This window comes from Janthinobacterium sp. Bl 1 (assembly GCF_058215535.1).
On sequence record NZ_CM177086.1, the window covers coordinates 1,104,448 to 1,117,595 of the forward strand.

Consider the following 13,148-nt stretch of genomic DNA (forward strand, 5'->3'; position numbering starts at 1 on the left):
GGAAGCACATGCCCATTAACGAGAGGCGCTCGCTGTGGCGGCGCGCCAAACCCTACCTGGCGGTGTTCGATCCGCCGCTGATGATCATCATCCTGATGCTGCTCAGTACCAGCTTGCTGACCCTGTATTCGGCCAGCATCGGCATCCCCGGCAAGATCGAGGATCACCTGCGCAACATCCTGCTGTGCTTTTTCGTCATGTGGGTGGCGGCCAATGTCACGCCGCAGATGATGATGCGCATCGCCGTGCCCGTGTACACGGTATCGGTGATCCTGCTGGTGGCCGTGGCGCTGTTCGGCACCATCAAGCTCGGTGCGCGGCGCTGGCTGCATATCGGCGTGATCGATATCCAGCCGTCCGAATTCCTGAAGATCGCCACGCCGCTGATGCTGGCCTGGTTCTTCCAGCATAATGCGGGCGCCCTGCGCTGGAAGTCGTTCCTGATGGCGGCCGTGCTGTTGCTGGTGCCCGTGTACCTGATCGCGCGCCAGCCCGACCTGGGCACGGCGCTGCTGGTGGTGGCGGCCGGCTTTACCGTCATCTTCCTGGCCGGCCTGTCGTGGAAGGTGCTGGCCGGCTTGCTGATCACCTTTGTGTCCTGCCTGCCGATCGCCTGGTCGCACCTGCATGATTACCAGCGCGACCGCGTGATGATGCTGATCGACCCGACCAAGGACCCGCTGGGCAAGGGCTTCCATATCATCCAGTCCATCATCGCCATCGGTTCCGGCGGCATGACGGGCAAGGGTTGGACGCACGGCACGCAGGCCCACCTGGAATTCGTTCCGGAGCGCACGACCGATTTTATTTTTGCCGTATATTCCGAAGAATTCGGCCTGGTCGGTAACTTGATCCTGATGCTGATGTATTTGCTGCTGGTGGGACGGGGGATGATGATCGCCGCCAACGCCCCCAGTTTTTTCACTCGCCTGCTGGCAGGAGCGATAACTATGATTTTCTTTACGTACGCCTTTGTAAACATGGGCATGGTCAGCGGCATCGTGCCGGTGGTCGGCGTCCCCCTCCCATTCCTCAGCTATGGCGGCACCGCGCTGCTGACCCTGGGCGTGGCCACCGGTATCCTGATGAGTATTCAGCGCCACCGCAAGCTGGTGCAGACCTGATGCGGGCGCCTTTCGACACCTTCGCCATGCGCGGATTGAGCCTGGCGGTCTTGCTGACCCTGGCCGCCTGCGGCACGACGCCGCAAAAGCCCGCATCGAATAACGTGCCGCTGCCGTCCGGCGGCAAGGTCAAGGTGCCCGTGCGCCAGGATCCCACCTTGCCGGTATTGCCGGCGGCCGGCTCCGGGCGCGGCGGCTACTACAAGGATGACGGTCCGGGCGACAATCCGCCGGCCAACCTGCGCGACGTACCCGATGCGGAAGTGCGCAACGAGCCGTATTCGACGCGCTCGAACCGCCCGTATGTCGTCTTCGGCAAGACCTACACGCCGATCACCGACAACGAACCGTTCAAGCAGAAGGGCACGGGCACCTGGTATGGCAAGAAGTTCCATGGCCAGCGCACCTCGTCGGGCGAAATCTACGATATGTACAAGATGACGGCGGCCCACCCGACCTTGCCGATTCCATCGTATGCGCGCGTGACGAGCATCGACAGCGGCCAGCAGGTGATCGTGCGCATCAACGACCGCGGCCCGTTCCACGCCACGCGCGTCATCGACGTGTCCTATACGGCGGCGCTGAAACTGGGCTTCCTGGGCAAGGGCAGCCACCAGGTGGTCGTCGAACGCCTGCTGCCGGCCGACATCGACGCCATCCTGGCGGCTCGCGCGGCACCGAAGCCGGTGCCGTCGGTGGTGGCCATTTCCATCGATACGCCGGCCGTCAGCGAAACGGAAATGGGCGCTGTGGTGCAGCCTGAAATCACCGCGCTGTCAGCGGTCGATGCCACCGTGGCCGCGCCCGCGCCAGCGGCGCTGGCCACCGGCTTCTACCTGCAGCTGGGCGCCTATTCGCGCGCGGACAATGCGGAAGCGGGCCGTGCGCAACTGGCGCCGTATGCGCAAACGCTGGGCAATCTCGATGTGGTGCCGGCCGGCCCGTTGTTCCGCTTGTACGGCGGACCGTTCACGAGCCGCACCGATGCGGCGCGCGCGGCGGCCAGCCTGCCGGCGTCGGCGGGTGTCAAACCGATCGTCATTGAGAGGTGAACGTAGGTCGGATTAGGCGCAAGGCGCCGTAATCCGACGCGATTGTCAGCAGTCATTTACAGGAGCGCAGTTCCTGCTCCGGGAACTGCGCCTTGATTTTCTCCAGCCGCGCGCGTGTGGCCGCGTCGAGGTCGCGGAACTGGTAAGCGAATTGCTTGCTGGCGCTGTAGCGCGGCGCGATGCGGGCGCTGTGCACGCCCTGTTTGTTGAGCATTGCCAGCTGGCTTTGCGCGCTCGTTTCCGACTTGAACACGCCCAGTGAAATGCCCCAGCGCAGCGGGCTGCTTTCGTTCATGATGAAGTAATTCGTCACGCCCAGCTGTTTCAATTCGCCGGCCTTGCGGTCGGCGCCTTCCTTGCTGCCCTGCGGCGGGATATACACCATGTAGCTGGAAATGTCCTGGCCGGCCACGTTGCGGCGCGACTGGCGGTCGCCCAGGTCCAGCGCCGCCAATTGCGCTTCGAAGCGGCGGCCGTCGGCCAGCAGGAAATTGCCCACTTCCGTGCACGCATACGATGGCGGCGCCGCTGGTGCGGCCGCTGCCGGTGCCGCGCTGTCGGCTGCTGGTGGCGCGGCGGGCGCCGTGGCCTGCTCCTGCGTCAGCAAGGTGAGCTTGCCCGCCTGCAGCTGGTTTTTCAGGCGCGCCGGTTCGCGCGTCTCGGTGCGAAAACTGCCCAGATAACCCTGGCCGATGGCCAGCACCAGCAGGTTGACGCCGGCCAGCAGCCAGAAGACGAATTTCAGCATACGTGGTTTCCTTGTGTTCCTGCGGCCCCGGCGCGCGCGGCCGCCTGCAGGCCGATCATGACGATATTATCGACCAGGCGCAGCGGCACCGCCAGCGCCAGGGCCGGTGCGATGCGCGGTGCGGCGCCGCCCGACAGCAGGCAGGCGCTGGCGCCGTGCATACGCACGGCCCGTTCGATGGCGCCCGCCTGGGCGGCCAGGCAGCCGGAGAGGATGGCGTCGTCCGTGTTGTCGGCAAAGCCGGCCGGCAGCATGGCGTCGCTGGCGATTTGCGGCAGCTGCGCCGTGTTGCGCGCCAGCGAGCTGGCCATCAGTCCCAGTCCCGGCAAGATCATCCCGCCGAGGAAAACGCCATCGGCCGTGATGGCGTCGATGGTGGTGGCTGTGCCGCAATTGGCGACGATGACGGGCAGGCCAGGCGCCAGCGCCTGCGCGCCGATGGCCGCGGCAAAGCGGTCGCAGCCCAGCTGCGATGGCGCGTGGTAGCCGTTCGTCAATCCCGCCAGCTGCGGCAGCGAGACAAAGTCACGGGCGACGACCGGCAGCATGGCGCGCAGGCGCGTGCCGATATTGGCGCCCGCCACGTTCGACAGCAGCGCCTCATGGATGGCCAGTTGCGCCCATTGCGCGGCCAGGGTGTCGATCTGCGCATGCGCGACGGCGCCGCTGGCCAGCCAGCCGCCGGCGGCACTGTCGGCGGCCACGAGTGCCCATTTGATGCGCGTATTGCCAGCGTCGATCAGCAGCAGCATGTGCTTACTCCCCCAGCAGGCGCAAGGACACGTCGCCGGACATGACTTCCTGCAGGCCGCCATCGGTGCGCAGCAGCAGCCGGCCCAGGTGATCCACGCCGGCCGCCACGCCTTGCTGCAGCAGCTGGCCGTTGTCGAGGATTTTCACGTGCTGGCCCTGCCAGGCATGCAGCAGGTTCCAGCGCTCCGTAAACGGCGCAAAGCCCGTGTCGTCGAATTCTGCCAGCACGCCGGCCAGGCGGCTGAGCAGCGCCGCCACCAGGGTATTGCGTTCCATCTGCGCCAGCCAGGGCACGGCCGAGACGCTGCGGCCGATCTGCCGTTCCAGCGCATCGGGCATCAGCAGATTGACGCCGCAGCCGATGACGGCCCACACGCCGCCGTCGGGCGCCTGCTGCGTTTCGACGAGGATGCCGGCCAGTTTATGGCCATCCTTGAGCATGTCGTTCGGCCACTTCAGCTGCACCGGCACGCCCAGCGAGGACATGGTTTCGGCCAGCGCCACGCCGACGGCCAGCGGCAATCCCACCAGTTGATGCAGCGGTCCCTTGAAGCGCCAGGCCAGCGAGAACATCAGGCTGGCGTCCGGCTGCGACACCCACGGCCGTCCGGCGCGCCCCCGTCCGGCCGTCTGCTGGCCGGCGATGCGCAGGGTCGGGCCGGCCAGGGTGGCGCAGCGCGCCAGCAGGTCGGCGTTGGTCGATCCCGTTTCGTCGACCACTTCGATGGCCACGTGGGAGGCGCCCGTGGCGCAATGGGCGGCGATGGCCGCGCTGTTCAAGTCTGAGTGCTTCGTCATGGTGATAGGGTCAGTTGCGCGCCTTGTGCGGCGCATTCGCGAAGGCCCGGTCGTACACGGCATTGGGCAGCGCGCGCAGCAGCTTGGCGACGACGCCCATCTGCCACGGGATCACGCGGTAGCTGTCGCCGTCGGCGATGGCGCGCGCGGCGCGTGCGGCGAATTTTTCGGCCGGCATCAAAAAGGGCATGCGGTAGGCGTTGTGGCGCGTCATCGGCGTGTCGATGTAGCCGGGCGTGATGGTGACGACCTTGATGCCGGCCGGTTTCAATTCCAGGCGCAGCGATTCGCAGTAGCTGATGACGGCCGCCTTCGAGGCGCTGTAGGCTTCGGCGCCGGGCAGGCCGCGGATACCGGCCACGCTGCCGATACCCACCAGGCGTCCGCTGCCCTGGTTTTTCATGGCGGCGATGAAGGGCGCGAAGGTGGCGACGGTGGCCGTGACGTTGATGGCGATGAGGCGGGCGAAGGCGTCGAGGTCTTCCGCGTGCTCGCTCAGGGTGCCGTAGGATACGCCGGCGCTGGCGATAACGACGTCGATGCCGCCGGCATGGGCGATGAAGTCATCTGCCGCGCTTTTCAGGGCGGCGTGGTCGCAGACATCGACGGCGTAGGCGCGGTGGCGTTCAGGGTGGGGCAGGGAAGCGATCAGTTGCTGCAGGGTGTCGCCGCGGCGGGCCAGCAAGCCCAATTGGGCACCCTGGCGCGCGTACTGCAGCGCCAGGGCAGCGCCCAATCCGCTCGACGCGCCCGTGATGAAAACGCGATGCATCAGGCGATGCCCGGGCGCGCCAGGGAAGTGGCCATGCTTATTTCTTTTCCGCTTTGGCTTTCGCGACCAGCACGTCCATCACGGTGAGCGCCTGGGCGTTCAGCTGCTCTTCGTTCTTGGCCGACTTGCTGCCCTGATCGGCTTGCGAAGGCGACGTGATGTAGCGGCCATCGATGGCGATCATGGGCCAGAACGTGACGTTATAGCCCTGCATCATGGCGTCCGCACGGCGCACGCGGGCCGAGATGCCCATCGAGCGGTAGGTGTCGATGAACTTCTGGCGGTCCACGCCCTGCTTGGCGACGAAGTCGAAGACGGCGTCGTCGGTATTCAGGCGATTGCGTTCCACGTGCATGGCGTGGAAGACGCTGGTGTGCAGCTTGTCGACCAGGCCCATGGCTTGCAGGGTGAAGAACAGCCGCTGCTGCGGCGCCACGCTTTCATCGCGCGACACGTGCACGCGTTTGAAGACGATGTTGTCGCCCTGTTTCTTGACCCAGGCGGCCAATTGCGGCTCGAGCACGTTGCAATGCGGGCAGTAATAGGCGAAGAATTCCGTCACTTCGATTTTCTTGCCCGATTCCGTCGCCTGCGGCGTGGGCAGGGTTTCGTATTCGACGCCGTTCTTTGGGTCGGCCGGCGAGGCCGATGCACCCATGGCGGCGGTGCACAGTGCGGCGGCGATCAGGATGTTCTTCAGAAAACGCATGCTGGTTCCTTATTTTTGGTTGCGGACGACGGCGACATCGATGCCGTTTTCAGACAGTTTGGTGCGCGCGCGGTTCATCGCTTCGAGCTGGTTGAACGGCCCGACGCGCACGCGATGCAGCACGCCGGCATCGGTGCTGCGGTCGCTGATGGCCGCTTCGAAGCCGAGCAGCGCCAGTTTGCCGCGCGTGCTTTCGGCGTCCGACATGTCATGGAAGGCGCCGGCCTGCAGATAATAAATCCATTTGTCGCTGGCTGCATCGGCCTTGGCTTCTTTCACGTCGGCTTTCGCTTGCGGTGCTGGCGCTGCCGCCGCTGTTTTCGGCGCCGGCTTGTCTTTCAACGTACCGATCAATTCCTGCAGCGCATCCGGTGGCGGCGCTTTCGGCTGCTGCGCTGGCGCGGGCGCCGGTGCGGCAGGCTGCGTTGGCGTGACGATCTCGCGTGGCTCCTTGGAGAAGTCGCGCGCTGCTTCCTTGGCCGCTTCCTTGTTGCCGTACATCGGCTTGTTCGGGTCGGCGATCTGGCCGGCCGTCGGTTCGGCCGATTTGCCGGCCTTGCCCGACTTGTCGGTGAACGGCGAGGCGCCCTTGGTGATCACCAGGGCGACCACGACGGCGATGCCCAGGCCGATGACCAGGCCGATGATGATGCCGACCAGGGTGTTGCCCTGCTGGCGCCGGGTCGAAGAGAAGCGGGAAACATGATTCATTGACGGTTTGACCTTCGCGATTACATTTTGTTTGGCGCGGACACGCCGATCAGTGCCAGGCCGTTGCGCAGTACCTGGCGCGCGGCGATGACGAGAGCCAGGCGGGCCATCTTGACGGCTTCGTCCTCGACCAGCACTTTTTCGGCGAAGTAGAAGCTGTGCAGGTTGGCGGCCAGGTCGCGCAGGTAGAAGGCGACTTGATGCGGTCCCAGTTCGGCTTGCGCGCGCGCCAGCATTTCCGGGTAGGCGGCCAGGGTCGCCAGCAGGGTCGCTTCGGTCGGCGCCGTGAGTGGGGACAAATCAACGCCGGCGACCGTGCTTTCATCGCCGCCCCAGTTTTCCAGGATGCGGCAGATGCGCGCATGCGCGTACTGCACGTAATAGACGGGGTTTTCATCGGTGGTTTTCAGCGCCACGTCGACGTCGAAGACGAATTCCGTGTCGGCCTTGCGCGAGATCAGGAAGAAGCGCACGGCGTCGCGGCCCTTGGCGATGTCGCCGCCGCCCGACCATTCGATCAGGTCGCGCACGGTCACGTAGGAGCCGGCGCGCTTCGAGATCTTGACCTCTTCGCCGTCCTTCATGACGGTGACCATCTTGTGCAGCACGTAGTCGGGGTAGCCTTGCGGGATGCCCATGTCGACGGCTTGCAGGCCGGCGCGCACGCGGGCGATGGTGCCGTGGTGGTCGCTGCCCTGGATATTGATGGCCTGCACGAAGCCGCGCTGCCATTTCACCAGGTGATACGCGACGTCCGGCACAAAATACGTGTAGGTGCCGTCCGTCTTGCGCATCACGCGGTCCTTGTCGTCGCCGAAGTCGGTGGTGCGCAGCCACAGCGCGCCATCCTGCTCGTAGGTGTGGCCGGCCTTGATCAGGGTTTCGACGGCGCTGTTGACCTTGCCGTCCGCGTACAGCGACGATTCCAGGTAGTAATTGTCGAACTTCACGCCGAACGCCTGCAAGTCGATGTCCTGCTCGTTGCGCAGGTAGGTGACGGCGAACGGGCGGATCGAGTCGATGTCTTCCACGTTGCCATTGGCTGTGGCAGGCTGGCCATCGCTGGCCGAGACGGTCTTGCCGGCCTTGAAGTCGTTGGCGATATCGGCGATGTAGTCGCCGTTGTAGGCGGACTCGGGCCATTCGGCGTCGCCGGGCTTGAAGCCGCGCGCGCGCGCCTGCACGGAATTGGCCAGGGTCTGGATCTGCACGCCCGCGTCGTTATAGTAGAACTCGCGCGTCACTTGGTAACCTTGCGCGTCGAACAGCGAGGACAGGGCGTCGCCCAGGGCCGCCTGGCGGCCGTGGCCCACGTGCAGCGGACCGGTCGGGTTGGCCGAGACGAATTCCAGGATGACTTGCTTGCCGGCGCCTGCCGTGCTGCGGCCATAGCTGTCGGCTTCGCTCAAGATGGTTTTCACGACGGCCTGCTTGGCGGCGTTTGACACGCGCACGTTGATGAAGCCGGGACCGGCGATTTCCACTGCCTCGACCAGACCCTTGCCGGCCGGGTTGGCCAGCACGGCCGTCACGATGGTTTGCGCCAGTTCGCGGGGATTCTGTTTCAGCTGCTTGGCCAGTTGCATGGCGATATTGCAGGCGACGTCGCCATGCGATGCATCGCGTGGTCGCTCGAGCACCACGGTAGGCTCAAGCGTAGTGCCGGCCAGGACGGGAGCGAGGGCGGCCTGGAACAGGGCGATGATTTCTTGTTTCTGTTGGGCGAGCATGAGCAGGATGGCGGTGGAACCGCGTTAAGAATGAATAGAATGAATCAAATAGCAAAACGGACGGCAAGTACACAAGCCGCCCAGACTGCGTTAATTATACTGGTTTGCTGCCGGGAACAATACGCCAGCCGGCAGTGTTCCCGTGCTGGCGCGTTTCACGATATTATCAGGACAGCATGCCCATGTTGGTGCGCGAAAACATCAGCATGGCGCATTCTGCTTGTATATATGCAGTTTTTTGCCGCAATTTACATGTATCGCTGCAATCGCTTGGGCCAGAGGGCGCCACAAACGCTACAATCGACCCTTTATTGATGACGCGCGGCCGCGACTTTGCCTCCATGCAGCCCGCCGCGCGCAGCCACACCGGATAACTATGAACAAGCGCCCCACGCTGAAATTGAAAACCAAGCCGGCGCCAGGCCAGGCTCCTGCCGCACCGAAATTGCGTCCCAGCTATCATCCCGACCTGAAACCGGTCTTGCAGCCAGGCTTCCAACCCGATTTGCGCGCCGACTCGCTGGCGTTTTGCCTGCTAGGCGCCGCCAATGCCGTAGCGCAAGTGCGCACGGGCACGGCCCTGCCGCAGGCGCTGGCCAAGGTGTTTACGCAATCGAACGCCAGCCCGCAGGCGCGCGGCGCCATCCAGGATATTTCCTACCGTACCATGCGCCAGCTGGGCCGCAGCGAAACTCTCGTCGGCCTGATGACATCGAAGGCGCCCGAGCCGCCGATGCTCGCGGCCTTGCTGTGCTGCGCGCTGTCCTTGATGTCGGCCGAGCCAGGCGAGCAGCCGTATGAGGAATTCACGGTGGTCGACCAGGCCGTCACGGTGGCCACCTCGCACCCTGACCTGGCGCACGCCAAGGGCATGGTCAACGCCGTCTTGCGCCGTTTCTTGCGCGAGCGCAAATCCTTGCTGGAAGCGGCCCTGCAGCAACCGTTGGCGCAATGGAATTATCCGCAGTGGTGGATCGACTCGCTGCGCCTGGCCTATCCGCGCGACTGGCAAGCCATTTTGACGGCCGGCAATGCCGTGCCGCCATTGACCCTGCGCGTGAACCGCCGCAAGAGCACGGTCGAAGCCTACCTGGCCGTGCTGCAGGAAGCGGGCATCGCCGCGCGCCAGGTGGGACCGTTCGCCGTGCGCCTGGACAAGCCGATCGGCGTGGCCTTGATTCCCGGTTTCGAGCAGGGCGTCGTTTCCGTGCAGGATGCAGGCGCGCAACTGGCCGCACCGCTGCTGGACTTGCAGGACGGCATGCGCGTGCTCGATGCTTGCGCGGCGCCGGGCGGCAAGACCTGCCACATCCTGGAACTGGCCGACGTGCAAGTGACCGCCATCGACGCGGACGCCAAGCGCCTGCCGCGCATCGCGGAAAATCTCGAGCGCCTGGGCCTGGACGCCACCCTGAAGGCGCAGGATGCGCAATCGAGCGCGTGGTGGGACGGCCAGCAGTACGACCGCATCCTGGCCGACGTGCCGTGCACGGCCTCGGGCATCGTGCGCCGCCATCCCGATATCCGCTGGTTGCGCCGCAAGGGCGACGCGTTCCAACTTGCAACACTTTCATCCAAAATTCTGGACAACCTGTGGCAGATGCTGCGCCCCGATGGTAAATTGCTGTTCGTGACATGTTCATTGTGGCCGCAGGAGTCCGAGGCACAGGCGGCGGCATTTGCGGTGCGCAATAATGCGACCCGATTGACAGCGCCTGGCCAGCTGTTGCCGACCGGCAGCGCGGAGCAGGACCACGACGGTTTGTTCTATGCGCTATTCCAAAAAAATGCGGCTTGAGCGATTCGTCGAACCTTATCCTACGGACTACACCGGCACACCTGTGACAACACGACTCTTCCGACTCCTGGCCCTGCTGCTGATGCTGGCATGTACCATGCCACGCGCGCATGCCGCCGATATGGTCGAGATCACCCGTGCCTACATCGAGGCTAGCGAAGAGGGCTACAAGCTGGCCGCCACGTATTCCTTCGAGCTCAATCACGACCTCGATGATGCCGTCCAGCATGGCGTGCCCCTGTTTTTCACGACGGAAATCGAACTGACCCGGCCCCGCTGGTACTGGTTCGATGAAAAGGCCATCGTCGCGCGCCAGACCAGCCGGCTGTCGTACAACGTGCTCACGCGCCAGTATCATGTGTCGGGCGGCGGCTTGCAGCAAAGCTTTCCCACGCTCGACGATGCGCTGTTCCTGATCCGCCGCCCCAGCCGCTGGCTGGTGGCGCCGCGCGGCGCGCTGAAGGTGGGGCAGACGTATAACGTCACCTTGCGCATGGGCATGGACCGCGATTACCTGCCCAAGCCGATACAGGTCAATGCCTTCAATAACAGCGACTGGCGCCTGGCTTCGAATAAAAAAACCTTCTTGTATACGGCGGAGTAGTGAGTCAAGCATTGCGCTATCTGCTGGTGGTGGGCGGCGGCATTGTCAGTATCCTGCTGTTCCTGCTGGCGTCGGCTTCGGACAATTCCGGCTTTTTCGACCGTTACTACACCTGGCTGCTGGGCCTGAACGCGGCCGTCGCCGTGTCCCTGCTGGCGCTGGTGGGCATTTCCCTGGCCCGCCTGTACGCGCGCTACAAGAGCGGCAAGTTCGGCTCCAAGCTGATGACGCGCCTGGTGATGCTGTTCGCCGCCGTCGGCATCCTGCCGGGTCTCGTGATTTTCCTTGTCTCCGTGCAATTCGTCTCCCATTCCATCGAATCCTGGTTCAACGTCAAGATCGAAGCGGCGCTGGAATCGGGGATTGAGCTGGGCCGTGCCGGCCTCGATGCGGCCTTGGTCGAGCTCGACCACCGGGGCCACAAGGCGGTCGAAGAAATGGGCGCCGACCCGGTGGCCGGCCCGGCCGTGCTGACCAGCCTGCTGCGCGAAGAGGGCATGCAAAATGCCATGCTCGTCAGCGGCGACGGCGTGCTGCTGGCCAGCGCCGGGCCGCACAGCGCGGCCGACTTGCCGACGCCGGCCATGCTGGTGCAGGCGGCCTCGCCGGCCGGCTATGCCTCGGCCGAAGGGGGGCTGGAGTTGCACGACGATGGCACGGAGTCGGGCGGTGGCGGTTTCCGCTCGGGCCTGCCAGCGTCGCTGGAAACGGCGGCCAGCCTGCGCCTGCGCGTGCTGGTAGCCGTGCCGGGGCCGTCCGTCTCGCCCCGCTACCTGCAACTGCTGCAGGCCGTGCCACCCAAGCTGGCGACGAATGGCGAAGTGCTGCGCGCCGCCTACAGCGAATACAAGGAACGTTTCGTCGCGCGCGTGGGTCTGCGCAAGATGTACATGGAAATCCTCACTTTGACCTTGCTGCTGGCCATCTTTGGCGCCATCGGCAGCGCTTTCCTGATCGCGGGCAATTTGGCTCAGCCCCTGCTGCTGCTGGCTGAAGGCACGCGCGCCGTGGCCGAGGGCGACCTGTCGCCGCGTCCCATCGTCGCCACCAAGGATGAACTGGGCACCCTGACGCAGTCGTTCAACATCATGACGCGCCAGTTGCTCGATGCGCGCACGGCAGTGGAAAGCAACCGCGCCGCGCTGCAAAACGCCAAGGCCCACCTGGAATCGGTGCTGGCGAACATGTCGGCCGGCGTGATGGTGCTCGACGGCGACTTCAAGCTGGTGACTTGCAACGAGTCGGTCGAGCGCATCCTCCAGCATTCGGGCACGAGCATGGTGGGCCAGCCGCTGGCGCATATTGCTGGAATGGAAGAGTTTGGCGGCGCCATCATCAGCGCCTTCACGGCGCAAAGCGCGCAATCGGCGTCGGGCCGCAACCAGCAGCGCCTGCACTGGCAGCGGCAGATCGAGATTCCGCGCCGCCTGGGCAGCAGTGCCGACGAGCATGACATCACCCTGCTGGCGCGCGGCTCGCGCCTGCCGCTGGAGTCCGGCAGCGGCTACATCGTCGTGTTCGATGATATTTCCGACGTCATTTCCGCGCAGCGCTCGATCGCCTGGGGCGAGGTGGCGCGCCGCCTCGCGCATGAAATCAAGAATCCGCTTACGCCCATCCAGCTGTCGGCCGAGCGCCTGCAGATGAAGCTCGAAGGCAAGCTGGAGCAGCCCGATGCAGACCTGCTCAGCCGCGCCACCACCACCATCGTCAAGCAGGTCGATGCGATGAAGCGCATGGTCGACGACTTCCGCGACTATGCGCGCACGCCGCCGGCCGTGCTCGTGCCGCTGCGCCTGAACGAGCTGATCGAAGAGATACTGAACTTGTACCTGCGCGGCGACGATGGCGACATCATCCACCCGCTGCTGGCGCCGAATCTGCCGATGGTGATGGGTGATCCGACCCAGTTGCGCCAGGTGATTCACAACCTGCTGCAGAACGCGCAGGACGCCATGGCCGACCTGCCGCCGGACTCGCCGCATCCGCGGATTGACGTAAGGACGGAAGCAATCCATTATCGCAGTGCGGACGGCGGCGTGAATATCGCCGTGCGGCTGGCCATCACGGACAATGGTCCTGGTTTTGCACCAAAAATCCTGGCGCGCGCGTTCGAGCCGTATGTGACCTCGAAGGCCCGCGGCACGGGATTGGGCCTGGCGATGGTAAAGAAAATTATCGATGAACACGGCGGACGCATCGATATCGAGAACCGGGTCGACGGCAATGGCGCTTCGGTGGTCATTTTGCTGTTAAAGTTAGCTCCCGACACTCCTGCCCAGGAATTCCTGGCGTGAGGGTCTGGTTTAGTATTTAAAACACTAATAAAATCATAGTTGTCCGCCGCGT

General features: G+C 64.6%; 12 protein-coding genes. 5 read left to right on the forward strand and 7 right to left on the reverse strand.

Annotated elements, in window-relative coordinates; genetic code table 11:
• The first annotated feature begins 8 nt into the window (after window positions 1–8).
• Together rodA and AC4BCN_RS05030 are read left to right on the forward strand one after the other, a co-directional pair.
• Window positions 9–1,124, forward strand: a complete 1,116-nt coding sequence (gene rodA, locus AC4BCN_RS05025) for a rod shape-determining protein RodA (RefSeq protein ID WP_034749348.1) — start codon at window positions 9–11, stop codon at window positions 1,122–1,124.
• Window positions 1,124–2,176 carry a septal ring lytic transglycosylase RlpA family protein gene (locus AC4BCN_RS05030; RefSeq protein WP_490492711.1) on the forward strand — a complete coding sequence of 351 codons (1,053 nt, stop codon included), beginning with the start codon at window positions 1,124–1,126 and terminating at the stop codon, window positions 2,174–2,176. The genes rodA and AC4BCN_RS05030 overlap by 1 nt, the downstream gene beginning before the upstream one ends.
• Before the next feature lie 52 nt (window positions 2,177–2,228).
• Here AC4BCN_RS05030 and AC4BCN_RS05035 read toward each other — a convergent pair whose 3' ends face one another.
• Genes AC4BCN_RS05035 through argS form a run of 7 tightly spaced genes read right to left on the reverse strand, consistent with a single transcriptional unit; the run spans window position 2,229 to window position 8,397 of the window.
• Window positions 2,229–2,924 (reverse strand): SPOR domain-containing protein, encoded by a 696-nt coding sequence (locus AC4BCN_RS05035; protein WP_490492712.1) that lies wholly within the window; start codon window positions 2,922–2,924, stop codon window positions 2,229–2,231.
• Entirely contained in the window at window positions 2,918–3,676 is a 759-nt protein-coding gene (locus AC4BCN_RS05040; protein ID WP_490492713.1) for a type III pantothenate kinase, read from the reverse strand. Before AC4BCN_RS05040 ends, AC4BCN_RS05035 begins: the two co-directional genes overlap by 7 nt.
• A gap of 4 nt (window positions 3,677–3,680) precedes the next feature.
• Complete coding sequence (locus AC4BCN_RS05045) at window positions 3,681–4,475, reverse strand: biotin--[acetyl-CoA-carboxylase] ligase (protein ID WP_490492714.1); 795 nt, start codon at window positions 4,473–4,475, stop codon at window positions 3,681–3,683.
• Window positions 4,476–4,485: 10 nt separating this feature from the next.
• Entirely contained in the window at window positions 4,486–5,247 is a 762-nt protein-coding gene (locus AC4BCN_RS05050; RefSeq protein WP_485883400.1) for an SDR family oxidoreductase, read from the reverse strand.
• A gap of 37 nt (window positions 5,248–5,284) precedes the next feature.
• A complete protein-coding gene (locus tag AC4BCN_RS05055; RefSeq protein WP_034749335.1) occupies window positions 5,285–5,956 on the reverse strand; it encodes a thiol:disulfide interchange protein DsbA/DsbL in 672 nt (223 codons plus the stop codon).
• A gap of 9 nt (window positions 5,957–5,965) precedes the next feature.
• The gene (locus AC4BCN_RS05060; RefSeq protein WP_490492715.1) at window positions 5,966–6,667 is read right to left on the reverse strand and encodes an SPOR domain-containing protein; all 702 of its coding nucleotides are present in this window, start codon (window positions 6,665–6,667) and stop codon (window positions 5,966–5,968) included.
• A 20-nt stretch (window positions 6,668–6,687) separates the two neighbouring features.
• On the reverse strand, window positions 6,688–8,397 hold the full coding sequence (gene argS / locus AC4BCN_RS05065) for an arginine--tRNA ligase (RefSeq protein ID WP_230518362.1): 1,710 nt from the start codon (window positions 8,395–8,397) through the stop codon (window positions 6,688–6,690).
• 376 nt (window positions 8,398–8,773) lie between these two features.
• On the opposite strand from argS, the gene rsmB reads away from it, so the two are divergent.
• The 3 genes from rsmB to AC4BCN_RS05080 all read left to right on the forward strand — a co-directional run bounded on the left by rsmB (window position 8,774) and on the right by AC4BCN_RS05080 (window position 13,096).
• Window positions 8,774–10,195, forward strand: a complete 1,422-nt coding sequence (gene rsmB / locus AC4BCN_RS05070; RefSeq protein WP_058050252.1) for a 16S rRNA (cytosine(967)-C(5))-methyltransferase RsmB — start codon at window positions 8,774–8,776, stop codon at window positions 10,193–10,195.
• Window positions 10,196–10,292: 97 nt separating this feature from the next.
• The gene (locus tag AC4BCN_RS05075; protein ID WP_230537298.1) at window positions 10,293–10,799 is read left to right on the forward strand and encodes a DUF4390 domain-containing protein; all 507 of its coding nucleotides are present in this window, start codon (window positions 10,293–10,295) and stop codon (window positions 10,797–10,799) included.
• The gene (locus tag AC4BCN_RS05080) at window positions 10,799–13,096 is read left to right on the forward strand and encodes a sensor histidine kinase (protein ID WP_139091761.1); all 2,298 of its coding nucleotides are present in this window, start codon (window positions 10,799–10,801) and stop codon (window positions 13,094–13,096) included. The genes AC4BCN_RS05075 and AC4BCN_RS05080 overlap by 1 nt, the downstream gene beginning before the upstream one ends.
• Window positions 13,097–13,148 lie beyond the last annotated feature (52 nt).